Origin of the sequence: Leptospira harrisiae, from assembly GCF_002811945.1 — a bacterium.
Taxonomy (GTDB): domain Bacteria; phylum Spirochaetota; class Leptospiria; order Leptospirales; family Leptospiraceae; genus Leptospira_A; species Leptospira_A harrisiae.
Genome location: NZ_NPDX01000001.1, coordinates 1,996,242 through 2,021,161, shown reverse-complemented (window position 1 = coordinate 2,021,161; position 24,920 = coordinate 1,996,242). Strand labels below are relative to the sequence as shown.

25 protein-coding genes are annotated in these 24,920 nt (G+C 38.5%); 15 read left to right on the top strand and 10 right to left on the bottom strand.

The window, feature by feature from the left end; genetic code table 11:
• Positions 1-12 precede the first annotated feature (12 nt).
• Positions 13-1,161 (top strand): CapA family protein, encoded by a 1,149-nt coding sequence (locus CH364_RS09465; RefSeq protein WP_100743256.1) that lies wholly within the window; start codon positions 13-15, stop codon positions 1,159-1,161.
• Here the strand turns inward: CH364_RS09465 and CH364_RS09460 are convergent.
• A complete protein-coding gene (locus tag CH364_RS09460) occupies positions 1,116-1,898 on the bottom strand; it encodes a hypothetical protein (protein ID WP_100743255.1) in 783 nt (260 codons plus the stop codon). The two genes, CH364_RS09465 and CH364_RS09460, sit on opposite strands and share 46 nt — an antisense overlap.
• Before the next feature lie 92 nt (positions 1,899-1,990).
• On the opposite strand from CH364_RS09460, the gene rpsF reads away from it, so the two are divergent.
• The 14 genes from rpsF (at position 1,991) to CH364_RS09390 (ending at position 15,643) form a co-directional block, all read left to right on the top strand.
• The gene (gene rpsF / locus CH364_RS09455) at positions 1,991-2,266 is read left to right on the top strand and encodes a 30S ribosomal protein S6 (RefSeq protein WP_100743254.1); all 276 of its coding nucleotides are present in this window, start codon (positions 1,991-1,993) and stop codon (positions 2,264-2,266) included.
• A complete protein-coding gene (locus tag CH364_RS09450; RefSeq protein ID WP_100743253.1) occupies positions 2,259-2,699 on the top strand; it encodes a single-stranded DNA-binding protein in 441 nt (146 codons plus the stop codon). Before rpsF ends, CH364_RS09450 begins: the two co-directional genes overlap by 8 nt.
• A gap of 72 nt (positions 2,700-2,771) precedes the next feature.
• Positions 2,772-3,056, top strand: coding sequence for a 30S ribosomal protein S18 (rpsR, locus tag CH364_RS09445; protein WP_012389070.1), 285 nt, complete (start codon positions 2,772-2,774; stop codon positions 3,054-3,056).
• A 9-nt stretch (positions 3,057-3,065) separates the two neighbouring features.
• Positions 3,066-3,512, top strand: a complete 447-nt coding sequence (rplI, locus tag CH364_RS09440) for a 50S ribosomal protein L9 (protein ID WP_100743251.1) — start codon at positions 3,066-3,068, stop codon at positions 3,510-3,512.
• Between the two features lie 21 nt (positions 3,513-3,533).
• Positions 3,534-4,877 carry a replicative DNA helicase gene (dnaB, locus tag CH364_RS09435; protein WP_100743250.1) on the top strand — a complete coding sequence of 448 codons (1,344 nt, stop codon included), beginning with the start codon at positions 3,534-3,536 and terminating at the stop codon, positions 4,875-4,877.
• Positions 4,878-4,889: 12 nt separating this feature from the next.
• Positions 4,890-6,695, top strand: coding sequence for an aspartate--tRNA ligase (gene aspS / locus CH364_RS09430; RefSeq protein ID WP_100743249.1), 1,806 nt, complete (start codon positions 4,890-4,892; stop codon positions 6,693-6,695).
• 1 nt (position 6,696) lies between these two features.
• Positions 6,697-7,704 carry a PhoH family protein gene (locus CH364_RS09425; RefSeq protein WP_100743248.1) on the top strand — a complete coding sequence of 336 codons (1,008 nt, stop codon included), beginning with the start codon at positions 6,697-6,699 and terminating at the stop codon, positions 7,702-7,704.
• On the top strand, positions 7,701-10,067 hold the full coding sequence (locus CH364_RS09420; protein ID WP_100743247.1) for an HD family phosphohydrolase: 2,367 nt from the start codon (positions 7,701-7,703) through the stop codon (positions 10,065-10,067). Before CH364_RS09425 ends, CH364_RS09420 begins: the two co-directional genes overlap by 4 nt.
• Entirely contained in the window at positions 10,064-10,531 is a 468-nt protein-coding gene (gene ybeY, locus CH364_RS09415) for an rRNA maturation RNase YbeY (protein WP_100743246.1), read from the top strand. The genes CH364_RS09420 and ybeY overlap by 4 nt, the downstream gene beginning before the upstream one ends.
• Positions 10,532-11,281 carry a DNA repair protein RecO gene (recO, locus tag CH364_RS09410; protein WP_100743245.1) on the top strand — a complete coding sequence of 250 codons (750 nt, stop codon included), beginning with the start codon at positions 10,532-10,534 and terminating at the stop codon, positions 11,279-11,281.
• Complete coding sequence (locus CH364_RS09405) at positions 11,278-11,532, top strand: hypothetical protein (RefSeq protein WP_207762223.1); 255 nt, start codon at positions 11,278-11,280, stop codon at positions 11,530-11,532. Before recO ends, CH364_RS09405 begins: the two co-directional genes overlap by 4 nt.
• A gap of 2 nt (positions 11,533-11,534) precedes the next feature.
• Positions 11,535-13,310, top strand: coding sequence for an arginine--tRNA ligase (gene argS, locus CH364_RS09400; protein ID WP_100743244.1), 1,776 nt, complete (start codon positions 11,535-11,537; stop codon positions 13,308-13,310).
• A 7-nt stretch (positions 13,311-13,317) separates the two neighbouring features.
• Positions 13,318-14,574, top strand: a complete 1,257-nt coding sequence (locus CH364_RS09395; RefSeq protein WP_100743243.1) for a nicotinamide-nucleotide amidohydrolase family protein — start codon at positions 13,318-13,320, stop codon at positions 14,572-14,574.
• A 1-nt stretch (position 14,575) separates the two neighbouring features.
• Positions 14,576-15,643: a hypothetical protein gene (locus CH364_RS09390; RefSeq protein ID WP_100743242.1), complete on the top strand. Its 1,068-nt coding sequence runs from the start codon at positions 14,576-14,578 to the stop codon at positions 15,641-15,643.
• Here the strand turns inward: CH364_RS09390 and CH364_RS09385 are convergent.
• From CH364_RS09385 to CH364_RS09345, 9 genes are all read right to left on the bottom strand, one after another.
• Positions 15,640-16,656, bottom strand: a complete 1,017-nt coding sequence (locus CH364_RS09385; RefSeq protein WP_100743241.1) for a response regulator transcription factor — start codon at positions 16,654-16,656, stop codon at positions 15,640-15,642. The genes CH364_RS09390 and CH364_RS09385 overlap by 4 nt on opposite strands.
• On the bottom strand, positions 16,653-17,798 hold the full coding sequence (locus CH364_RS09380; protein ID WP_100743240.1) for an LIC_12097 family sensor histidine kinase: 1,146 nt from the start codon (positions 17,796-17,798) through the stop codon (positions 16,653-16,655). Before CH364_RS09380 ends, CH364_RS09385 begins: the two co-directional genes overlap by 4 nt.
• A gap of 2 nt (positions 17,799-17,800) precedes the next feature.
• Positions 17,801-18,469, bottom strand: a complete 669-nt coding sequence (locus CH364_RS09375; protein WP_100743239.1) for an LIC_12096 family protein — start codon at positions 18,467-18,469, stop codon at positions 17,801-17,803.
• Entirely contained in the window at positions 18,429-18,761 is a 333-nt protein-coding gene (gene secG / locus CH364_RS09370) for a preprotein translocase subunit SecG (RefSeq protein ID WP_002974121.1), read from the bottom strand. The genes CH364_RS09375 and secG overlap by 41 nt, the downstream gene beginning before the upstream one ends.
• Before the next feature lie 9 nt (positions 18,762-18,770).
• Complete coding sequence (gene tpiA, locus CH364_RS09365; protein WP_100743238.1) at positions 18,771-19,520, bottom strand: triose-phosphate isomerase; 750 nt, start codon at positions 19,518-19,520, stop codon at positions 18,771-18,773.
• Positions 19,521-20,711, bottom strand: a complete 1,191-nt coding sequence (locus tag CH364_RS09360) for a phosphoglycerate kinase (protein ID WP_100743237.1) — start codon at positions 20,709-20,711, stop codon at positions 19,521-19,523. It lies immediately after the preceding gene.
• 1 nt (position 20,712) lies between these two features.
• Positions 20,713-21,720 (bottom strand): type I glyceraldehyde-3-phosphate dehydrogenase, encoded by a 1,008-nt coding sequence (gene gap, locus CH364_RS09355; protein WP_100743236.1) that lies wholly within the window; start codon positions 21,718-21,720, stop codon positions 20,713-20,715.
• 163 nt (positions 21,721-21,883) lie between these two features.
• Complete coding sequence (gene lepB, locus CH364_RS09350) at positions 21,884-22,414, bottom strand: signal peptidase I (RefSeq protein WP_100743235.1); 531 nt, start codon at positions 22,412-22,414, stop codon at positions 21,884-21,886.
• Entirely contained in the window at positions 22,407-24,911 is a 2,505-nt protein-coding gene (locus CH364_RS09345; protein ID WP_100743234.1) for a methyl-accepting chemotaxis protein, read from the bottom strand. The genes lepB and CH364_RS09345 overlap by 8 nt, the downstream gene beginning before the upstream one ends.
• Positions 24,912-24,920 lie beyond the last annotated feature (9 nt).

Here is a 24,920-nt window from a genome sequence, read left to right as displayed (position 1 = left end):
TTTCGTTCTTAAATGAATCGATTTTGTTTTAAACTAACGCTCGTTCTTTTTTTTCCGTTATTTTTGTTTTCTGCGGACATTCCTGAGTCAGAAGAACCCAAACTCGATTTACCCATAAAGGATCTTTACCATTTCCGTACGGAAACGGGCGAAGCCATCCAGTATCCCAAGTCCACTAAACTTTGGTTTGGTGGGGATGTGATGTTCAATTGGGGCGTTCGTGATTCGATGCGTTCGGAAGATCCATATTATCCTTTTCGTAGTTTTTTTAGTTATTTAAGGAACTTTGATTTTCGATTTCTCAATTTAGAAACCCCCATCCTCCACAAAACACCGGCAGCCGACCAAAGGAAGTCCTATGTTTTTTTTGGAGAAAGAAGGGATCTACTTGTACTTCGTATGTTTGGGATCGATGGGGTTTTTCTTGGTAATAATCATACTATGGATTTTGGAGAAAACGGACTTTACGATACCTTGGAGTTATTGGATGAATTTGGGATCCGTCATACTGGAGCTGGTAAAAATACCGAGGATGCTTTGGTTCCCATTACTATTTCCAAACAGAATACTGAGTATCGGATTTTTTCTTTTTCTGATACAGGTGAAACTAGGTTGTTTTCGGGAACCAAAACACCAGGGGCCGCATATTTCCGAGTAGGAACTGCCGAACGTTTGATTAAAAAAACCAAACCAAACCAAGTGAACATTCTTTCTGTTCATTGGGGAGTGGAATATAGTCCCTTACCGATGGATACCGAGAGAAACGCCGCCAAATATTTGGTAGGTGCTGGATACCAGGTGATCCTTGGTCACCACCCTCATGTTCCGCAAGGGATTGAAGTATTTCCAAAAGGAGTTGTGATATATTCCCTTGGGAATTTTTTATTTGGTTCTAAAAACCAATATTTAAAACACAATATCTCTGTGGTCCTACATTTTGATGCCGACAAACTTTTGTTTGTGGAAGTGGTTCCTGTTTTTGGAAAACACCAATCACTTCCAGGAGATCACTATTTTTTTCCTTTGGGTCCAAAAGAGGCAGAAAGTTTTTTAAAAGAATATGCAATTCTCTGCAAACAACTTGGGACCGATCTTGTGATTTCCGGGGGAAGGGGTTATGTTTTTTTTGATAAGGAACTAAAAGCTAAACTAAAACCGTAATGGAACCAACTGCATGTAAGTCCTAGGGCAAAAAAAGGAAAACTTAGTTCGAGTAAATTTGTTTTGTAAATCGAAAACATCTGCAAAAAAAATCCTGTAAAAAAAAGAACCGAGGCCGTTCTTAAAATCCAACTTTTTTCATATAACCAAAAGTAGACGGAAACTATAGCAACATAACCAAACAAACAAAACCACTTGAGTTGGGAGGTGGGTTTTAAGTATTCCAAAGAAGGAGTCATCTCTTCTGCGGTTTTTGCATCCAAAACATTTAGGATTAAAATGTTTTCTATTAAATCGGCAAAACCGGCAATCACTAGAAGCAAAACCATTCCCATAAAGATCTTTAAAAATATGGGTCTTACCTTTCTTCCCGCATAATGCCCGGTATACGTGAGAAATGCCAAATAACAAAAGATAAACCCAAAGTCAAAATAATGAACCTTTCTGTATTCGGCTGATAAGTTAAAAAAATCGATGGTGTCAGGGATTCCGATTAAATCTTGGACTTGTTTGGGAGTTTCTGCCATTTCGAGTCCAAGAAGGGTGGATTCAAATCCGGAGTGGTTGTCGAGGGCTGGTTCTTTCGGGGTGATGTGGTTTAAAAACCCAGCATAAAGTGCTAAAAATAGGCCAAGACCAAGGCCCCAAACCTCTGGAAAATTTGATTTTTCACCCATAAAAATGTTAGAAATTACATGGAAATGGAAGGGTTTGGGAACTCCAAGAAGAAATTCCATTGACCCAAGGCCCCATTGGCAAAACCCTAGTGGAAACTAACAAATTCTTCTACCTACAAGTGTTTCTATGTAGGTATACCCATAGGAGAAATATGAGAAACTACGAAATCACGAATATTCTTCGTGAAGGGAATGTAGAAGAGACGAAGTCTGCAGTAAAAGACTTACTCTCCAAATACAACTTCACGATCCAAGGCGAAGAGGATTGGGGTTCTAAAAGACTCTGGCATCCGGTTGGACAAGACGAACAAGGTCACTTCACACTTATCAAGTGTTCCGGCGCTCCCGCTGAAGTTGCAAAGATAGAACATGAGTTTAAACTCAATGCAAACATCTTAAAAACCCTCGTAATTAGGGCCAATGGCTAACGATCTTAACAAAATACTTATAATCGGTCGAATGACCCGTGATCCTGAATTTAAATCGGTGAACGGAAGTTCTGTTGTCAATTTTTCAATTGCGAATAACAGAGTTTATGTGACTAACGGTGAAAAAAAAGAGGAAACTCATTATTTTGACTGTGTGGCATGGGGCCGACTTGCTGACATTTTAAAACAATATGCTGGCAAAGGAAAACAAGTAGCGATTGAAGGTCGACTGCAACAACAGTCCTGGGAAACTCCTGAAGGCAAAAAAGCCTCTAAAATCCGTGTTTATGTTGAATCCGCACAATTACTGGGCGGCCAAGGACAGGGTGGTGGATCAGGTGGTGACCGTTCTGACAGTTCCAATTCTTATGATTCCGGCGTAAGTAGTGGTTATGATGATTATCCAGCCGGTGATGACGACATTCCTTTTTGATAGGTTATGACAATGAGCGAAACGACAAATATTGATGATACAAGAACAGATTCCCGCGAGAGTATGGACGGGATGGAAGACGACGAAAAAGGCGGTTTCCGTGGTAAAGACGGAGAAGGCAAATTCGGTCGTAAAAACGCAAAATATAAAAAGAAAGTATGTAAGTTCTGTGCTGACAAAGCCTTACTTGCAGGTCTTGATTACAAACGAGTAGACATCTTAGAAAGATTTGTTACCAACCGTGGTAAAATCATTCCAAGAAGAATCACTGGAACTTGTGGCAAACACCAAAGAGCCCTTGCTCGTGAAATCAGAAAATCCAGATCTATCGGTTTACTACCGTTTAAAGTTCTGTAGGAGTAACGGATGAAAGTTGTATTACAAAAAGACGTATTGAATCTTGGTGATGCTGGTGATGTAAAAGAAGTTGCAGATGGTTATGCACGTAATTTCCTCATCCCAAGAAGATTTGCTGTCCGTGCAAATGATGGAAACACTAAAGCTGCGATTCACCAAAAGAGACTTGCTGAACTTAAACGCGACAAACGCGTGAAAGTGATGAAAGAACTTTCTACTTCAATTGATGGTAAAACATACGAAGTAAAAGTGAAAGTGGGTGAAAACGACAAACTTTTTGGTTCTGTTACAGCGAATGACATTGCACTAGCAATTAAAAACACTGGAGTGGAACTCGACAAACGTAAGTTAGATTTAGGCGAGCCAATTAAATCGGTTGGTGAATTTAAAATCAAAGTTCGTTTGGCTGAAGGTGTTGTTCCAGTAATCGTAGTTAAAGTCGTCGGCCAAGCATAGTCTTACACTAAAGCTTTTTCGATGAATTCTAACCCCCTTCAGGAGATAGAGTCTGAGAAGAACTTAATCGGTTACCTACTCATGAGAGGGGTAGCCGGGCAGGAAGACTTAGGTCTAAGCCCGGACGACTTCTATATGGACAGCCACAGGCGAGTCTTTGAAGCCGTCACAGATCTCATCAATGAAGGGATCAATATCGACCTAGTTACGGTCACAAACCAAATGCGGGAAAAACGTCTTTTCAAAGATGAGTCCCGTGACTTGGAATACATCACTTCCCTTTACAAAGATACTGTTCCTTTCCAACCACTAGAATACTATGTTAGGCGTGTGAAACGTGTTTCCGACAGACGTAAGTATGTCGAAGCACTAAACCAAGCCATTGACAAAGTCAAAGTGGAACCTGGAGAAAACGATTCTATATTTAGTCTCGTTGAACAGTCGCTAATGGATATCTCTCGCCAGGAGAGATCCAAAGGTTTACGGAAAGTAAAAGATGATGCCAATGCCCTTATTGATTACATTAAAAATGTAGTCGCAGCCAGCCAAAATGGAACGGGTGGGATCAATGGATTAAAAACCCATTTTACTGGCCTTGATATGGCTACAACTGGACTGAAGTCTCACGAACTTATGATCCTTGCGGCTCGTCCAGGAAACGGAAAAACTACTTTTGCATTGAATATCGCAGCCAATGCTGCATTAAAAGAACGTAAAACCGTTGTTATCTTTTCCCTTGAGATGAGCCGGATCGAATTACTCCTCAAACTCATCAGTGCAGATGCACGGATTGATTCCTATGCCTTAAAAGCAGGAACTCTCACTTCGGCACAGATGACACAACTCAAAGACAGTATAGGAAATATCACATCGGCAAGTCTTTACATTGATGATTCTGGGTATTTGACGATCCAAGAGTTTTCTGCAAGACTCCGCCAACTTCGTACCACAGAAGAAGTAGGACTTGTGATTGTAGATTATTTACAGCTAATGAGTGATCCAAAGGCCGCAATGGGTGGAAGGCAACAAGAGGTTGCTAACATTTCCAGAGGACTCAAACAAATGGCACGGGAAGTAGGTTGTCCCATCATTGCACTATCGCAGATGAACCGTTCCATTGAAAACCGCTCCAAAGACCAAAGGCCACAACTCTCCGACTTACGGGAGTCAGGTGCCATTGAGCAGGATGCGGACATTGTATGTTTTATTTATCGGGAAGAAATGGTGAAACCTCCCGAGGAGCTTGACCCAAATAAAAGGGGAATGGCAGAGATCATTATCGCCAAAAACAGAGCGGGTGCTACGGCCGATTTTCCATTGATGTTCAATCCGAAAATCAGCCGTTTCGACAACGTACCATTATAAAGAGGTTTTCAATTGAATCAGTGGGTAACATCAGAATACAAAAATAGAATTAGCGCAACGAGTGTCACAGATGCATCAGTTGGTAAAACTTTATTCCTTTCCGGTTGGGCCTTTCGTTACCGTGACCAAGGTGGTGTGATTTTTATCGATCTTCGTGATCGTTCGGGAATTTTACAAATCGTTGCGAGAAAAGAAATTTTGGGAGATGACTTCTCCAAAGTAGAAAAAATTCGTTCCGAGTTTGTGATTGCTGTGAAAGGTAAACTTTCTCTTCGGGATGCCGAATCCGTGAATCCAAAGATGGAAACCGGAAAATACGAACTGATCGCCGAATCTGTAGAAATTTTAAATACATCCAAAACTCCTCCTTTTACTTTAGATGAGTTTGATCCATCCGGCGAAGAAATTCGATTGAAGTATCGTTATCTGGATATGCGCCGCGAGGAACTTCGTGACCGTTTGGTGTTACGCCACAAACTAACATTTGCTCTCCGAGAATACTTGGATAGTAAATCCTTTTTAGAAATTGAAACTCCTATTTTAAATAAATCAACACCGGAAGGAGCACGTGATTTTCTTGTTCCTTCTCGTTTGAATGCCGGTGAGTTTTATGCTCTCCCGCAGTCTCCCCAACTTTTTAAACAGATCCTGATGATTGGGGGAATGGAAAGGTATTTCCAAATCGTAAAGTGTTTTCGTGATGAAGACTTACGTGCGGATCGCCAACCTGAATTCACCCAACTCGATATGGAGTTTTCTTTTGTCACAGAAGAAGACATTCGTCGTGAAATTGAAGCTATGTGGGCATTCGCTTTAAAGAAAGTGTTCCAACTAGAAGTGAATGCACCTTTTGCAACCATGCCATATCATGTGGCAATGGAAGAGTATGGTTCTGACAAACCAGACATTCGTTTCGGTATGAAACTGGTAAATGTATCGGAAATTGTAAAAGATGCAGACTTCCAAGTGTTTAGTGCAGCAGTTTCCGGTGGTGGAGTGGTAAAGGCGATTTGTGTTCCGGGTGGATCTGTAATTTCTCGTAAAGAAATTGAAGACTTAACTTCTTGGTTATCCCGCGACTTCCGAGCCAAAGGCCTTGCGTATATGAAACACGGGGCAAATGGCCTCGAGTCCACCATCACCAAACGGTTTACACCGGAAGCACTTGATAAAATCGCAAAAGCAGTTGGGTCCAAAGAAGGGGATATGGTATTTTTTGGAGCCGACTCTTCCAAAATTGTAAACGCCTCTCTCGGTGCCCTTCGTTTGAAATTATCGGAAAAATATGATCCACCTAAGGTTCCTTATAGTTTCCATTGGGTTGTGGACTTTCCTATGTTTGAATTAGATGAAACCGCAAAAACTTGGACTTTCCTCCACCATCCTTTCACTTCCCCAAAAGAGGAAGACTTTGACAAACTGAGAGATTGGAAAGCAGGGAAAGAAGTTGACCTTTCTTCGATTGGTGCTAAAGCTTATGATCTAGTTCTGAATGGCACAGAAATTGGCGGTGGTTCCATCCGGATTCACAACCCAGAAATCCAAAGCCTAGTTTTGGAAGCCATTGGAATTGGAGAAGAAGATGCAAAATCCAAATTTGGATTTTTATTGGACGCACTTTCGTTTGGAGCACCACCTCATGGGGGGATTGCTTTTGGAGTGGATCGGATTATGATGTTACTCACTGGGGGAACTTCCATTCGTGATGTTATTGCTTTTCCAAAAACACAAAAAGGAACCTGTATGATGAGTGAAGCACCAGGTCCTGTTGAGGCAAAACAACTAGAAGAATTAAAACTCAGGGTAGTCACTATCTAATATGGATGAAAGTTTTACATTTCAGGAAGAGTCCCTCTACCAAACGGTATGTGGGATTGGAGACAGCAAACTTCCGTTATGGGAAAGTCGCCTCAATGTAAAACTCATCCCTCGTGGAAAATCTCTCATCATCCAAGGAAGTGATGACCAAGTCCAAGTGGCCTTGGATACTTTTCATAAAGTGGAAGAAAATTTTAAACGTAGGCCAGACAAAGCCGATTATTCTTTTTTTGATATCGATTATTTGGTAAATAAAGTAAAGGATTCCAGTGGTGGTTGGCCGACTCCAGGGTCTTCTGACTTCCAGAAGGAAGGAGAAACTTGGACACCTCGCGATAAAATTTTTGTTACCTTCAAAGGAAAACCCATCTTTCCTCGCACCAAAAATCAGGAAAGTTTTGTGGATAGCCTTCATAAAAACTACATCACCATTGCAATGGGTCCTGCAGGAACCGGTAAAACTTTTTTGTCCATTGCCACTGCTTGTCGTATGATGCAAACGGGAGAAGTGGACAGGCTCATCCTCACAAGGCCTGCCGTCGAAGCTGGCGAAAACTTAGGTTTTTTACCTGGTGACTTAACACAAAAAGTAAACCCATACTTACGTCCCATCTATGATGCGTTACACGAATGTATTGGTTTTGAAAAAACAAGTGAATACTTACAAGTGGGAAAAATTGAAATTGCCCCCATTGCTTTTATGAGGGGAAGGACTCTCTCTCATTCCTTTATTATTTTGGATGAAGCACAGAACTGTACTTTGCCTCAGTTGAAGATGTTTCTCACAAGGTTTGGTAAAAACTCTAAAATGGCAATTTCGGGAGATGCTACTCAGATTGATTTGGCTCATGGTAGGTCAGGTTTAGAAAAAACGGTTTATACTTTGCGCAATCTAAATGGGATTGAGACAATTTTCTTTGGAAGGGAGGATATCACCCGTCACCCTATCGTCGAATCAATTGTCAGAAGATTTGAAGAAAACGAAAGTCTCTTTTCAAAAAAACCATGAAAGCCATATTAGATTCCTCCATGACCCGGCTCACAGATTTTCTTACAAGGGTGAGACCCGTTTCGGTAGTTCGAAACATACAAATTATCTTAGTTTCACTTACTTTGTTATTTGTTACTTATGTACTTTCGATTCCATTTTTCGGACAAACTAGTGTCAACACAGATCCGGACGGATTGTTTTCAGAAGGAAAAATTGCCCCAGAAACCATTCAATCGGTTAAAGAATTCTCCTATGAAGACACAGAAAAAACAAACCAAGAAAAACAAAAAGCAGCAGCTAATATTCCTTATGCGTTTGATAAAGATTTTGGAATTTTAGTCGCCGGGATTGATACCAATCTTTCGGAAGATGTGGAACTACTGCGGACTATTCTTGCCGAAGGAAAGGGAACACCCGCGATTGTGAAAGATCGAATTCCCAGATGGCGAAATAGAACCAATGAAGAAATCCAAGCAATTTTAGATTATCCAAGAAAAGATAAGTTAAAAAACTTTATCCAACAATATACAAATCTGATTTTTTCAAAGTATTGTATTGTTAAAGAAGACCTTCCTTTTGCCAAAGATCTAGATAAATCTGGCGCAAAAATTCGTAACATTGGTACCCAAGACCAAACTTCCATCATTGATGGAAATTTAGTGATTCCTCGGTCACAAATTTATAAAGAAGGGCCAGTTGCCTCCGTATTGTCCAAGTTAGCTTCTGAAAAGTTGCCTAATGTTTCTGATTCTCTTCTCAAAGCAGTCTCTCGGATTGGACTTTATTATGTATATTCCTATCCTGCTTGTAATTACAATCCTGAAGAGACGGAAAATGCCAGGATGCGGGCTACCAATGCGATTCCTATTCAGAAAAGTAGAATCCAAGCCAATGAGGTGATTGTCCGTTCTGGAGACGTGATCACACCTGAAGTAAAAATAAAATTAGATATGATGAATCGTTATGCCACAAGGGCAAACCTTGCATCCATTGTTTCTATATTTTTGACCCAATGTGTTTTAATCGTGATTGTTGGATTTTATCTGATTCGATATCGGCCAAATCGATTAAACGATCTTTCGAGTAATCTCATTATCTTTTTTACACTTTGGATAGTAATTGCATCCATTTATCTACTTTCAAAAGTATTTTATGCAACTGACAGTGATTTGTCGGGTGTATATTATTTTGGGATGTTTGTTCCTGTGGGGATGTTATGTTTACTTCTTGGTTTTGTTTACGATGAACAATTGTCAATAGCCATTGGTTTTTTTCTGGCCTTTGCTGTTTTTTTTGCCTCACGGTACAATCCAACTTCATTTATGTTGGCCTTTACTGTGGCTGTCATGAGTTCCATTTATGGAAGGCGGCTTCTCAAACGAATCGATTTTTTAAAGGCAGGTTTTTTACTAACCTTTGCTCAGGTTCTTATCACAACAGCAGGATATTTGTTTGATGGAAGAGAGTTTTATGTAACTACAGGTGCAGGTTTTTTCCGTGATTTAACTAACTCTAATTTATTCCGCATTACGGTTATGTGTTTTGTGAATGGATTTGCAAGTGCCACGGCAGTACAGTTTTTACTTCCGATGTATGAGTATGTTTTTAATATTCCAACTCGTTTCAAACTGATTGAACTTGCAGACACCGGCCATCCATTGTTACAACAATTATTAACCAAAGCCCCATCTACTTATACCCATACTTTTATGGTGGCTGCTTTGTCAGAACGAGCGGCCCAAAATTTAAATTTGGACAGACTACTTGTTCGAGTGGGTGTTTATTTCCATGATATAGGAAAAATTCCGAATGCTGGATTTTTTGTTGAAAACCAACATTTGATCCCAAAACCAGAACATATTGATAAAAACAATCCCGCACTTGCTGCGAAAACCGTCATTGATCACGTGTTAGATGGCATTGAAATGGCAAAAAAAGCAAGGCTTCCGAGAGAAATCATTAGTTTCATCCCTGAACATCATGGAACATCCACTATGGCATTCTTTTATCACAAAGCTTTGCAGGAAATCTCTCCTTCTGCCAGAAAAAATATCAATAAAAAGGATTTTCAATATCCTGGTCCAAAACCACAAAGCAAAGAAACTGCAATTGTTATGATCGCTGACTCATTGGAAGCCGCCTCTCGTTCATTAGATGAAGTGTCACCAGAAAGTTTAGATGAACTTATTCGTAAAATTGTAAACTCTAAACTTGCTGAGAATCAATTGGATGAAAGTGGACTAACGATAGGTGATTTAGAAATTATTAAATCCAGTTTTAAGGAAGTATTACTTTCTAGTTTACACCAAAGACCAAAATATCCTAAACCGGAAGACACAAAAGCTTTGGAATCTGCAGGTTCCAAAAAAAATAAAAGATGAATCCCTCACTTTCGGTTTCGGTCCATTGGAATGACCAATGTAAGTCGAATTCAGAAATCCAATCGGAATTAGTTTTAGTTAATTGCGAATTGATTTTAAAGCATTTAAGCCCAAGTTTTTTGCAACTTTTAGAGTTAGAGATTTTACTTGTGGATGATTTTGTGATGCAAAAAATCAATTTAGAGAGAAGGGGATTGAATAAACCTACTGACGTTTTGTCATTTCCTCTGTATTCAGAATCACCACCCATACCGTTTCAAATTTTAGGTGAAGTCGTCATATCGATGGAAACTTGTAGCAAACAAGCCATTGAAATTGGTCATTCTATCGTCGATGAATTCTATCGTCTCCTCGTTCATGGTATTTTGCATTTGTATGGTTATGACCATGAAACAAATGAGGAAGATGCAATTCAAATGCGTAAAAAAGAAGATGAATGTTTGGAATTGGTGTTTGAAAGATAAATGGCAATTCTAAAAGAAAGGGGGATTGTCATCCAGAGTAAAGACATAGGTGATAGTGATAGGTTAATTAGTTTGGCTGGAGAGTCGCAAGTTCGAATGAATTTACTTAGTAAAGGAATTCGTAAATCCAAACGACGTGCCATCATCACAACAGAGCTTGGTTCTCTTGTGGAAGTTGATTATTATGACCAAAAAGAAAAAGACTGGAAGTCAATAAAGGAAGTTCATTTAGTAAAACGTTACGATGAATTGAAGTCAGATTACCTTGGCACTTTGTTCGTTTTATACGTTACGGAACTGACTTCACTTCTCTATCCAGAGGGAGAAAGCCATCCTTTTCTTTTTCAACTTCTATCTGGCAGTTTGGAAACTTCGAATGAAAAAGGATTTCAAAAACAAATTTTACCTTTCTTTAAGTTACGTGCACTCGCTCATATGGGGCATTTCCCAACGGAATTTTATTGTCATACTTGTGGGGAGGATGTGCTTTCTAAACCAGCGGCATATTTTTCCGTCGACCAACGTGAATTTTTATGTTCCGAATGTCACCCTATCCCTAAAGATCATTTGCCTGTTTTGAAACTATTTTCTATTATGTTATCAAAGAAATTTTCAAATGTATTAGGAATTTTTCCCAAGGAATCCGAATACCGGGATGGGGATCTAATTCTAAATCAGTTTCTCAGATCTCTTTTTGGGAAAGAATTAAAATCATACTTTGAATTTTACAAGTCAATAGGGTATTTATGAATTCGATTACAAAGACAGTTTTACTTTGTATGACTCTTTCTGTTTTTTTTGCATTGTTCCAGCTCCTTCTAAAAGGTGAGAACTTCCGAAAAGAAAGAAAAAATAATTTAGTAAAAGAAAAATCAGAATCTTTTTTGATCATTCTTAGGGAAGAAAAAGAGAGTATTCCTCATTTTGTTTCCCGATTCAAAGCGAGAAGTTTTGAACTTTGGCAAAACTCAGATAAATTAAAAATGGAAATTAAATTTTAAAGATGAATGTGAATCAATTATTAAAGCAACAGGTTCTTTCTGAATTAGAGAGAGCAGTGAATACCTATTTAGAAAAAAATAACCTTACTTCTTTAAAGGAAAGTTTAAAAATTCGAATCGAATATTCGAGAGATGAAAAGTTTGGAGATTATTCTTCTCCTTTTGCATTAGAAAATAAAAATATACTTAATAAAAATCCTAAGGAAATTGCTGAAGCACTTCTTCTTGAAATTAAAAATGAAAAGTTTTTTGAGTTTGTTAGTTTCTCACCTCCTGGTTTTCTAAATTTTAGGATTCAAACACAGTTTTTAAAAGAGTATGTAAATTCAGTGATTTCGGGAAATGTAGTTTTTGCAGAAACACCCAAAAAAGAAAAGATACTTCTTGAGTTCGTATCCGCAAATCCAACGGGCCCAATGAATATTGTTTCTGCTAGGTCAGCAGCATATGGGGATGCACTCGCAAATTTACTAACAAGTCTTGGACATACTGTAAAACGAGAGTTTTATGTTAATGATTATGGGAACCAAGTGTATTTACTTGGAGTTGCAGTTCTTCTTCGAATTTTTGAATCCAAAGGGGAAACCATTAGTTTTCAAGAAGAAGAGTCCGATGAATCTGTATTTGAATTAATCAAAAAAAGAATTCTTCCAAAAGAAAGTTACCGCGGAGAATACATCAAAGACATTGCGATTCAGTGTTTGGAGGATAATGAAAAAACCAAATATGTGTTCGATTTGGTTCATTCTGAAAAATGGGATGAGGTTATCAATTTTCTTTCACGTTATGCTGTGGAATACAATTTAAGTCGCCAAAAAGAAGATTTAACGCTCTTTGGAGTAAACTTTGATTTGTTTTTTAGTGAACGCAGTCTTCATGAAGCTGGAGATGTGGAAAAGGTTCCTACTATTTTAAAAAAAGAAGATGTAACCACTATTGATGGAAAACTTCATTTTTTATCCACTCTCTATGGTGATGATAAGGACCGAGTGATTCGAAGAGAAGATGGAAGACCTACGTATCTAATGGCTGACATCGCCTACCATTATAATAAATTCGCACGAGGATTTGATACACTCATAGATATATGGGGACCGGATCATTATGGTTATATCGCACGGTTGAAGGGCGCGGTGAAATCCTTTGGAAAAGAGGATGAAAGTTTTCGAGTTCTGATAGCTCAGCAAGTAAATCTAATCGAAAACAAAGAAAAAGTAAAAATGAGCAAACGTTTGGGAATTTTCCAAACGATGCGTGACCTTTTATCTTATTTAGGTAAACAAGGGAAAGATGTGGGACGTTATTTTTTCTTAATGAGAAGTTCGGACGCTCCACTCGATTTTGATTTAGATTTGGCAAAAGATGAGTCAGATAAGAATCCAGTGTTTTACATTCAATATGCTCATGCTAGGATTTGTTCTATTTTTCGCGAATTACAAGTTCCTATGGATCTGAAACTCCTTCAAGCAGGGATATCTGATGATTTTTTGAAACAAGAAGAACGAACACGACTTCTCTTTTGGGTAGCAAGGCTTCAGGAAGAAGTATACGACACAGCAACTAGTTTTGAACCACATCGCCTAACCAACTATCTACAATCTTTGAGTAAGTCTTTTACAAAGTTTTATTCGCAAAAAGACAATCGAATCAAGGATAAAACAGGAAACGAAAGAGATACACTTTTGGCGCTTGTGTTATATACCAAGTATGCATTAGAAAGTGGATTAAAACTTCTTGGAATATCCGCACCAGAGAAGATGTCAAAAGAAGAGAATTAAATTATCAATGGAAGCACCTTACATTGTCATTATTGCAACTGGATCTGAGATTACTGCAGGCCGAAGTTTAGATACAAACTCCGGATGGATGGCTAACCAATTGTTTGAACTCGGCTGGAAGGTAAAAAAGTTCATTGCCTTACCAGATGATCCTGAACTTATTTTGACAGAGCTCCAAACCTTAAAGAGATTTTCGGAAACAAGACCAGTGCTTGTGCTTATGACTGGTGGTCTTGGACCAACAGAAGATGATTATACCTTGGAGACTGTATTAAAACTGAGTGGAAAAAAATCTTATTCAGTAGAAAAGGCAAAGATTCGTTTGCAACGAATTTACGAATCACGTGGAAAACAGTATAGTGACATACTTCCTACAGTAATTCGCCAAACTCATGTTCCCGAAGATTGCAAAACTTTAGACAATAATGTGGGGATTGCTGTTGGATTTGTAGAACCAATCGGCGTCGATTCCTATTTGGTTTGTATGCCAGGCGTACCTTCTGAAATGAAGGAGATGTTTACACGTAGGCTCACTCCGGAATTAAAACGAATTTATCCTCGGGAGAATTTGGTTCAGAAAACTAAATGGTTATGGAATATCGGTGAATCGCTTTACCAAAAAGATTTTGTGGAAGCCAACAGGGAGCGCCTTTTCTCAGAAGTTGATTGGGGTGTGACAGCAAACAGAGGTTATATTAAGTGTATTTTTCAGTCCACAAACGCAGAAAAATTAGAACATATAGTTCGAGAATTGGAAAATCAATATCCAAAGATCATTTCTGATGATGTATTCACCTATGTCCATGAAGAACTGCTAGCTAAAAAACTCACCATTGCTGTTGGTGAAAGTTGCACTGGTGGTTTACTTGGAAAAAAGTTAACGGAGACTCCGGGATCTAGTTCCTATTTTATTGGCGGTTTTTTAACTTATTCCAATGAAATGAAAGAATCTTTACTCGGTGTATCACGAGAAATTTTAAATCAGTACGGTGCTGTAAGTAAAGAAACAGCTGAAGCTATGGTGAAAGGTATATTTGAAAAAACCAATTCTGATTATTGTATTTCGATCACTGGAATCGCAGGACCAGATGGCGGAACAGATACAAAACCTGTGGGAACTGTTTGGATAGGTTTAAAAACTCCAGATGGATCTATTGAAAGTCATTTGTATCTTTTTCCTGGCAACCGGGAAGGGATTCGCGAAAACGCAAGTAATACTGCATTATTTTTATTATACCAATCTCTAAAACAAAGGATCGTATAACATGTGGCAAACGATTATTTATTCAATTGGTTTTTTTCTTTTATTCTTTTTTAGTTGGGATGTTGATTTGAATTTAGTCCCGAGCATAAGAGAAACATGGGTTTGGAATAGTGAAGGTCGATTTGGTACAAGTTCACCTAAAATAGGCGAAGATCCTTTGAAAACTATCAATGGTTATAAAATTGGTGGAAGGTATTATTCTTTTAAAACTGGAAAATTTTTGGAAATGGACCCAAAGTTTTTGGTGGACTTTCCATTACTTTCAAATGGTTATTTGTTGTATGAAAAAATAGGGGATGAGGTAAATTTTTTCTCTGATACAGGGGAACTATTTTGGAAAAAACCAATTAACTCGTATCCACGAAGTGGATATTTTGCTTCACCGGTTCTGTATTTGTCAGGGGATAATAATACGGTTTTTCTTATGGATGAAAGTGGAAACCGTGTTGGTAAATCAGAGTTAAATGGTAGGTTCCTTACTGATTATCAGTTTGATTTAAAAAACAAGGGTGTGATCGTTCTATTTTCAGGTGGGGAAATCTATCGTCTCGATGAAAAAGGCAATCCATTGTTTGAAAGAGAACTTTCTAAAGATAAAAAGGATTCGTTTTTTAAATCAGTGGCTTTATCGCCAAACGGTAAATTTTCTGCAATCCACTATTCTTTGTTAGACAAAGATTTTGTAGAGATTTTGAACGAAGTGGGGGAAACAGTGGAAGAGTTTTCCCTTCCAAAGTTTTATCCGCACAAACTCTATTTTGTTATTGGTAATGATGGTTCACTGGTTTTTAACTTACCAGACAGTTTGTCTTTTTACCAAGATGGGGAATTGGTATGGGAAAAAACTAAATCAAAGATAGGTGGAGTTTACCAATCAATTTTTGTCACAGATTCAGTTTACATAACTTTGTCCGAATCGGAAATTCAGTTTTACAATACCAAAGGGAATTTAATTCGAACTAAAAAAATTCCACCCTCTGAATTACCAATTCGATTTTTCCCAGGGAAATTGAACTCTACTTTTTATATGCAATCAAAATCAGATCTGATGCAATTCCAAATTTTTTAATTTTTTGTTTTGGAGTTTGGATCCACTTCATAGATAGAAAGAGATTTGAAACCGGTTCTTCCTTCTCTATTGATCATTGCAATTGTTTCGGTACAGACACCTGGTTCAATATTAAAGATGAGTTGGTCAGAGATTTCACGACAGATATAAAGTCCACGTCCATGGCTATCCTCCAAACCTTTGGGAAACCCAGTGGAATCATCTAAGCTAATATGACGATCGAGTCTGTGTAAAATTTCTTCTTTCTTTAGTGATCCAAATTGATCTCGAACCACTATGAAGATAGTGCTTTCTGTTGCACCGTAACCAATTAAAAAATAATCATCTGGCATTAGTTGAATATTGTCAAGAGGGACAACCATATCGTGACTGGGGATTTCGAATTGGTATTTGTATTCCCCTTCATGGGTGCGGGGGGCACGGATCATTGCATTGGAAGTTAACTCTTCTAGCACTTGTTGAATGGCCTTGGGAGCTCCCAATTGAATTAAGTTTTTGGAAATTTTACCACAAAGGATGGAACGATCTTGGTCCGATTTGATTTGTTTGTAAATGATCCCATTGTTAGGTGCATCTTCAAATTCACTATTTATGTTTTGGCTATAAACTTTAAAATCGCCAGTAAAATACTTTTCAATTCCAAATATATCATTTGAAAGTAATTTTTCTACCATAACTTCAATGAGGTGGATGTCTAAAAAACTATACTTCGGAATTATATTCCATATATGAAGGTCTTTAGCATATTTAATGTATTCATTGATATTATATGCAGTCATAAGTGCATATAATATATGAGGGAATTCTTTTTGTATCAATTTGACTAAATCAATTCCTGACTTACCTGGAAGGCGAATGTCTGTGATGGTTAAATCAATTTTTTCATTGGTCAAATACCAAACTGCTTCTTCAAAATGTTCAGCGCCAAAAACATTAAACTTGGTGCTGAGTAAATCCATGATGGCTTCGCGAATTGAGTGGATGTCTTCGACAATTAAAATGGATTTTTTCATGGATTTTGCTCCGTGATGTCGTTTGTAAGAGGGAAGGAGATGGTAAACCTTGTTTTTTGTTCGACCGACTTCACAGAAATATTACCGTCATGTTCTTTGACAATGGAGTGGCAGATGGAAAGACCAAGACCAGTTCCTGTTCCCGATTTATTACTAGTAAAAAATGGATCAAATATTTTTTGAATGATGGAATCTGGAATCCCACCTGCGTTATCTTCTACAATGATATGCAACCAGTTTTTCGTTTTTCTGATTTCAATGGAAATCTCACCTGGTCTATAATCAAATGCTTGGAGTGAGTTTCTAAATAAATTCATAAACAATCGTTCCATTTTTCCAGGATGGAAAGGGAACTGGTAGTCGTGGTCACAAGAAATTCGCCAAACAATATTTTTACTTAAATGTGGATAAAGACGTATCACTGTATCTTTTGCACGGTTGATGGTTTCGACGATATCCCCAAGAGTGACTTTTACTTTATCTGTTTTAGCAAAAGAAATAATATCAGAAACAATAATGGCCGCACGTGATACGTCATTTTTAATCATATCTAAACGTTTTTCAATTTGTTCTGGAGGCTGATTTTGCCAATTTGCTTTTAGATTTTGTAATGTTAGGCTAATCCCTGTAAGTGGGTTATTTAACTCATGGGCAATCCCTGAAATTAAAATCCCAAGAGAAGCTAAGTTACGCATCCGAAAAGATTCTTCTTCTTTGTCTCTTTGTTTGGTAACATCTGAAATTTTTTCTACCATCCAAAATAGGTCTTCTTGTTTTGGATAAGGATAAAATTCCAAAAGTAGAGTTTGTTTTTTATCTTCTGAACGAAAAAAAATCTCTCGAGTGATGGGAGTGGAATAGGTTTGATTTTTTTCTTTTGATTTTACGTTGATTTTTGGACAATAGGGACAAATGTCTGTTCTTTGGTATAAAACTTCATAACATTTGCGATCAAGGAGTTCATCGTATTTGTTGTTTTTTGCAAAAAGAATCGTAGCAAGATTTGCTCTCTGGATTTGAAAATCTGAATCGATAAGTACTAGTGGATCTTGGACTACGTCATAAATCGCTTCAAGTTCCCTAGCTTTTTCCGCAACTTTTTCAACTGCAGATGTATCCTTGTTTTGTGAATTCTCAGACAAAACTAATAACCTAAAGACTGATTTAATTGTTTGAACATAGACTTTTGGTTTTTGTTCCCACCTGTTTTTTGTAAGGCGGAAATCGATGCCAATTGGCTATTAAAGTCTAAAAGAAATTTAATATAAAAGTCTTTTTTAAAATCGTTTCTTTCTTGTTTGATTTCGTCATTACGCAGAGAAGAAAGTGGGAAACTGTCATTTCCATCCAAACCAGAAAATCCAATTACCATATCGTTTAGCGATTCATCTAAAGGAGAGGTATCGGATATTTTTGTTTTTGTTTTTTGTTCGATTTCAGTATCTTCGGTGACTACCAAAACTTCAACTTTTGATAAAACTGACCCATTGAATTCTAAAAGAATCGATTTTTCTTCGGAATGTTTGATTCGATTTTTGTTTTGTGGGTCCGGATCTACTTTGTATTTTCGAATGCGTAGCCCAGTTCGATTGGGATAAGTTCCAATAAAACTAATGGTTGTATTGGATGGAAGTGAAGTGAGTTTTTCGTAGGATAAAAGTTCCCTAGCTTTAGCGATTTCTCGGTAAAGGCTAAGGATTTCCTTGTCTAGGCGGTTTTCTTTTTCAGAAATGTCAGACTCTGCAAAAAGGCTGACATTCAGTGAGAAAAAACTAAGGAGTAGTAGGAGCCGGTACTTCGGAAGGTGTTCCATCAGTTTCTACCGGAGCTTCTAAACTTGGTTCTACATCGGGAACCAATACTTCGTCTTTTTTTGCAAATACGAAAGATAGTGCCAAAGAAAGAACGATGAATAGAATGGCTGCCACTCTTGTTGTTTTTGTCATTACGTCAGCTGTGGATGCTCCAAAGACCGATTGACTCGCTGTAGATCCGCCGAGCATTCCAGCACTTCCGCCTTTTCCAGTTTGGATCATGACAAGAAGGATCAGAAAGAGCGAGAGTAGAATAAAAAGTGTGAGGATGGTTCCTGCAAAAAATCCCATAAAGTTTCCTTATTTTAAAAGTCCTAAAAATGAATCTAATTTTTGACTGGCTCCTCCCACGAGGCCACCGTCTATGTTTGGTTTGGCGAGTAATTCTTTGATATTGTCCGGTTTTACCGATCCACCATAAAGAATTTGAATTTTTTCTGCAATTGTACCCGCACCTACAAAGAGATTCGCTATTTCTTTGCGGATAAACGCATGTGCTTCTTCTGCTTCTACGGGTGTTGCCACCTTTCCTGTTCCGATCGCCCAAACAGGTTCATAAGCAATGACAAGTTTAGAGAAGAGGTCACTTGTAATGTCTTTCAGACCTTTTTTGATTTGGTCTTCTAACACAGTAAAGGTGTTTCCTTTTTCTCGTTCTGCCCAGGTCTCACCCACGCAGTACACAACTCTAAGTCCTGCTTTTAAAAAATATAAAATCTTCTGGTTATCAAATTCGGAAGTTTCTCCGAGAAATTGGCGCCTTTCAGAGTGACCCACAAGAACTGTGGTGATCCCAAGTTCCGCTAATTGTACGGGAGATATTTCTCCGGTCATCGCCGTGAGTCCTGATTGGTAAGCATTTTGTGCTCCCACGATGAGTTTTGAACCTTTGGCAAGGGAAGAAACAGATTCCAAATGCAAAGCACTTGGAAAAATCATTACCTCATGAGCAGATGCGTCACTCGCAGAAACTAAACCTTTGGTGATGGTTACGGCTTCTGCCAATGTTAAATTCATTTTCCAGTTTCCGGCAATGATCTTCTTTCTCATTTATTTTTCTTCCTTCGGGAGTAAACATTGCACACCTGGTAGAGTTCGTCCTTCTAAAAATTCTAGAGAGGCTCCACCACCTGTGGAAATATGAGTGATTTTGTCTGCGACCCCTGCTTTGTTTACTGCGGCAATGGAATCGCCACCGCCCACAACGGTTTTGGCCTTGGATTTACTGATAGCCTTGGCGATTTCAATGGTTCCCTTAGAGAATTTGTCCATTTCGAAAACTCCCATTGGTCCATTCCAGAGGATGGTTTTGGCTTCTTTGATGGCTTTTATATAATTGTCGATGGTTTTCGGACCAATGTCCATTCCCATCCATCCATCAAGGATTCCCATTTTATCAACCGACTTGGTTTTGGCATTGGGATCAAAGGCATCCGCAATGATATGATCTACTGGAATTTGAAGGTCGACCCCTTGGATTCCCGCTCGGTCAATGAGTTGGAAGGCTTGGGATTCAAAGTCTGGTTCCACAAGAGATTTCCCCACAGGAACCGCTCTCGATTTGAGGAAGGTATAAGCCATCCCTCCGCCGATGAGTAGATGATCTACTTTTTCCAGTAGGTTCTTTAAAATAGCAAATTTGGAACTTACCTTGGATCCACCCACAATCGCCACAAAAGGGCGTTCTGGTCTTGCAAGGAGTCCACTTAAAACTTCAATTTCTTTACGCATCAGAAGTCCTGCAAAAGCAGGGAGAAGGTGAGCCACACCTTCTGTGGAGGCATGGGCTCTATGGGCAGTTCCGAAAGCATCGTTCACATATACATCAGCCAGTTTTGCCAGTTCCTTACAGAACCCAGGTGCATTTTCCTCTTCTTCCTTGTGGAAACGAAGGTTTTCTAAAAGGAGGATTTCGCCTTCCCCAAGTTCATTTGACATCTTCACTACACCGGCACCAATCACAGAGTCAGAGAAACTAACTTTGGTTTTGACTAGGGTAGTAAGAACATCAAACACAGGTTTCATGGAATATTTTGCCTCAGGGCCGCCTTTGGGGCGACCTAAGTGACTTCCAAGAATGATCTTTGCCCCTTTGGAAATGAGTAATTCCAAAGTAGGGAGGGTTTTTTCAATCCGAGTCCTGTCCGTAGCTTTTCCGTTTTCCACAGGGACATTGAAGTCCACACGAACAAAGACTCGTTTTCCTTTTAGATTTTGTTCTTCTAGAAGAGGTAATTTCATCTTAGCCTTTTTTTGCCATGTAACGTACGAGGTCTAAAACTCGGTTTGAGTATCCCATTTCATTGTCATACCAAGAGACTAGTTTGAAAAAAGTAGGGCTAAGTTCAATACAAGCATCGGCATCAAAAATCGAAGAACGAATGTCTCCAAGGAAGTCGTTAGATACTACCATATCTTCAGTGTAACCAAGAATTCCTTTCATGGAACCTTCACTAGCTTCTTTCATTTTCTTTTTGATTTCGGCAAGACTTGTTGGTTTTTCTGTACGAACTGTTAGGTCCACAACCGAAACATCCGGTGTTGGAACTCGGAAACTCATACCAGTGAGTTTTCCATTGACTTCTGGGATACAAAGTCCAACTGCTTTAGCAGCTCCAGTCGAAGCAGGGATGATGTTTTGAGCAGCACCACGTCCACCACGGAAGTCTTTTTTAGAAGGTCCGTCAACAGTCGGTTGGGTTGCAGTCATCGCATGGATGGTTGTCATAAGGCCTTCTACGATTCCAAAGTTGTCAAGAACCACTTTTGTGATCGGCGCAAGGCAGTTGGTAGTACAAGATGCATTAGAGACAACATTGTCTTTTGCCGAATCGTATTTTTCATGGTTCACACCCATTACAAATGTAGGGATGTCTTTGTCTTTTGCGGGAGCTGAGATCACGACTTTTTTCGCGCCAGCTTTGATGTGTTTTTCAGCACCCACTCGGTCAGTGAAAAGACCAGTAGATTCGATTACAAAGTCCACTCCAAGTTCTTTCCACGGGAGTTTTTCTGGGTCTCTTTCTGAGAAAGTTTTAACTTTTTTGCCGTCGATAATGATTTCGTTGTCAGTGTGAGAAACTTCACCGTCGAATCGACCGTGAGTGGAGTCATATTTGAAAAGATAAGAAAGATTGTCTGGGGTCACGAGGTCGTTGATGGCAACGAATTCTATGTTGGGATCTTTGATTCCGGATCGAAGTACAAGTCGTCCAATGCGACCAAAACCATTGATTGCGATTTTTACCATGAGTTTCTCCTAAAAGGCTCGTATCGAGAGATGAAACGATTTTTTAATTACAGAATTTCGAATTCGGGGTCTCTGTCACTCATTTTAAGGGTTAAGTTTACACAGAACCCTTAAGAAATTCAGAAATTCCTATGTTTTTCGGTTAGAATCGGCTAAAGATTTTTTACCACAAAGTGGCAATGACATGGCTTTCTTGGACCACACCCAAAGTTCTTGAATCCACTCCGAGTTCTCGATTGTCAGCAAGTAAGAAAAAAGATTTTTCGGGAACTGTGAGTTTTGGCATGTCATCCGATTCCGTTTTTCCGGGGGGGATCAAGGGAATTTCGTTAGATGCAGATTCAGGAAAACTGGATGGGTCTAGGAGCGTTCCATTCCGAAAAACCATTCGTTTTTGTACATAGATGGAGTCTCCAGGTTTGCCAACAATCCTTGCTATAAAAACTGAGTTTGGATCCAGAGGAGAACGAACAAGAACCACATCACCAATTCCTAATTGTTTTGAACGAAACCATCTGTTGAAATAAGCAGTAGATCCATTCTTCAGTGTGGGTTCCATAAATTGGTTTGGAATGTGTACTGGGGTAATGACATAGTATTTCACAAGAACTGCAGAGACCAGTCCGACTACTAGAGGAATTGCAAAAGTCAAAAGTCTTGTTTTGAATGGAACTTTGTTTTTGGATTTAGACATGGAAATAGTTGATCTCTCTTCTTAAACTTTCTGAAAGTTGGTTCATGCTTTGTGAACTGGATTTTGTTCCTTCGCTAGACATCGCTGTCGTTTGTGCATGGTTGTTAATCTCGGCCATGGATCTTGAAATTTCGAGCATCGCCATTTTTTGTTCATCAGTGGCTTCTTTGATCATTTCTGAGAGTTCCCGAATTTGTGTTACACCTTCGTTGACTTCTTCATTGGTTTCAATTTGTTTTCTGACAACGGACCGTATTTCTTTTGTCATTTGGTTGATGGAGTTTACCCCAGAAATGGTTTCACTTAAAATTACAATGGATTTGTCGATTTTTTCCTGACCTTGTTTGATCTCACCTTCGTTTTGTTTGATGAGTTCTTCAATGTCGTCAATAGATTTGGCTGTTTTGTCAGCTAATTTTGATATTTCGTCAGCAACGACAGCAAATCCTCTTCCGCTCACTCCAGCCCTTGCAGCTTCGATGGCAGCGTTTAATGCCAGTAAGTTGATTTGTTCAGAAATGTTATGGATGATTTCCACAACATTTGTCATTTCAGAAGAAGATTGAAAAATTTTGTCCATCGAAAGTTTCATCTCCCCTAAAGACTTTTCACCTAACTTTGCGTCGTTTGTAATCTCTTCCACTCTGACGTCTGCCACTTGAAATTTTTTGTCAATGTCCGACACTGCCTGGTTGAGTTCAGTCATCTTTTTCATGAGAGAGACTAAGGTAAAAGATTGTGTTTCGGTTCTTTGTGCTACACTTTCAATCCCTGCTGTAATTTCTTCAACGGAAGCCGAAATTTCTTCGCTACTAGCTGCTTGGTTTTGGGCAGCATCAGACAAAGACAACATGGATTCATAAATATCCGAACTCGTATTTGTGAGTTCGTTTGAAACCGTTTGGGTTTGGTTTACGATTTGGCGTAGTTTGGTTTGAAAGTCAAACATAGCGTTTGCCATACTTCCAATTTCATCGCGACTTGAGTCATAAAAATCTGATTGTAAATTTCCTTTTACCATTTCAGAAATTCGCAGTTTGATTCTTTCTAATGGTTTGAGTTTGGATTCAATGACAAGCACTGTAATGATTCCGATGAGAAGTACGACGATAATGGAAATCCCGAGCGTAGTGAATAAACTGGTAAGTGTTTTTTCATACAATTCAGCATTTTCAAATATGCAAAAAATAATATAATTAAACTCGGGGTTTTTGACGTAAAAAATCCGTTTGAGAGTTCCATCTTCTGTGGAATCAACAAAACCCAGAGCTTCTTCTTTTTGAAACGGTGTATCGAAAACTAACTTTGATTTGGCGTTGTTTCCAATTTCCTTTTTGTTAGTATAATAAACGATGGTTCCATCTCCATCAAAAAATCCAACTTTACCAGAAGTTCCAATTTTAATATTTCCTAAAATGAAACTCGAGAGTTTTCCGATATTTAAAAATCCACCAACATAGCCTAAAAATTGATCATTTTGATATACGGGGAGAGTGTAAGGAGAAACAATATCTCCTGAAATGCGCGAACGAATGCTTGTATGTCTCAGCGGGCCTTGTTTTGCTAAATCAACATCTTCAATAAAAAATATGCTACCTGTTTTGGAACGATCGTATTCATTAGTTGATACAAAAATTCCTTCTTCCGGTTTATAAAAGAAGAGGGCTTCTACAGCATGGTTTGTACTTTTTAATTGGATATCGTTTAAAACGGAACGAATTCCTTGTAAATCTTTCCTTATAATTTGGTCTTTGAGTTTGTTTTCAGCAAATATGGAAAGTGTGAGCCTGTCTCGAAAGTCAACAAGGGTAACACGCATCAGTGTTTCCGAATCCATAACGGCTTGTTCCATGCTGGTATGGACTAAATCCAATTCTTGTTTAAAATTCATTCGGTAATTGATGATAAATAAAACAAGGATGGCTGCAAAAAATGAGAGAACTGTTTGGAAACCCAAATTTCTAGAGAGTTTTCTCGTATTGATACTTTTATGGTGGTCGATGCGGATCGAAAGTAGGATGCCTTTGGTATTAAATCTATTTTCTACATAATCAATAAAAATGGATTGGAAGATGACGGTAAAGGCTAAGGTCAATCCAAGACCAATGGCCATTTCACTCATAAGTACAAAGTTTTTTGAATGTTGGTAAAAGTATAAAGAACCAAGGACAAACAAAAAACCGATCGCATAGCGAATGATGACATCAATCATGGCCACTTGTGCCAAATGATCCAACCAAAAATAGGCCTTAATTTGGTCTCGTTTGGTACATTCCGGTTTTCCAATGCGACTGACAGAGGCAAATCGAATCCAGTAGAAAGTGAAACAAAAAATTAAGATAAAAAAGACCGAAATGGATGTGGAAATTAGAATAATTTGAAATTCTTCTCCCGACCATTCTGTAAAAAAGTAAATATAAGCAAGGAGAGTGGGGAAGCCGATTCCGTAATTAAAACCTTCTAGACCAAAAATTATAAATTTGATCAATTTACGCATATCCATACC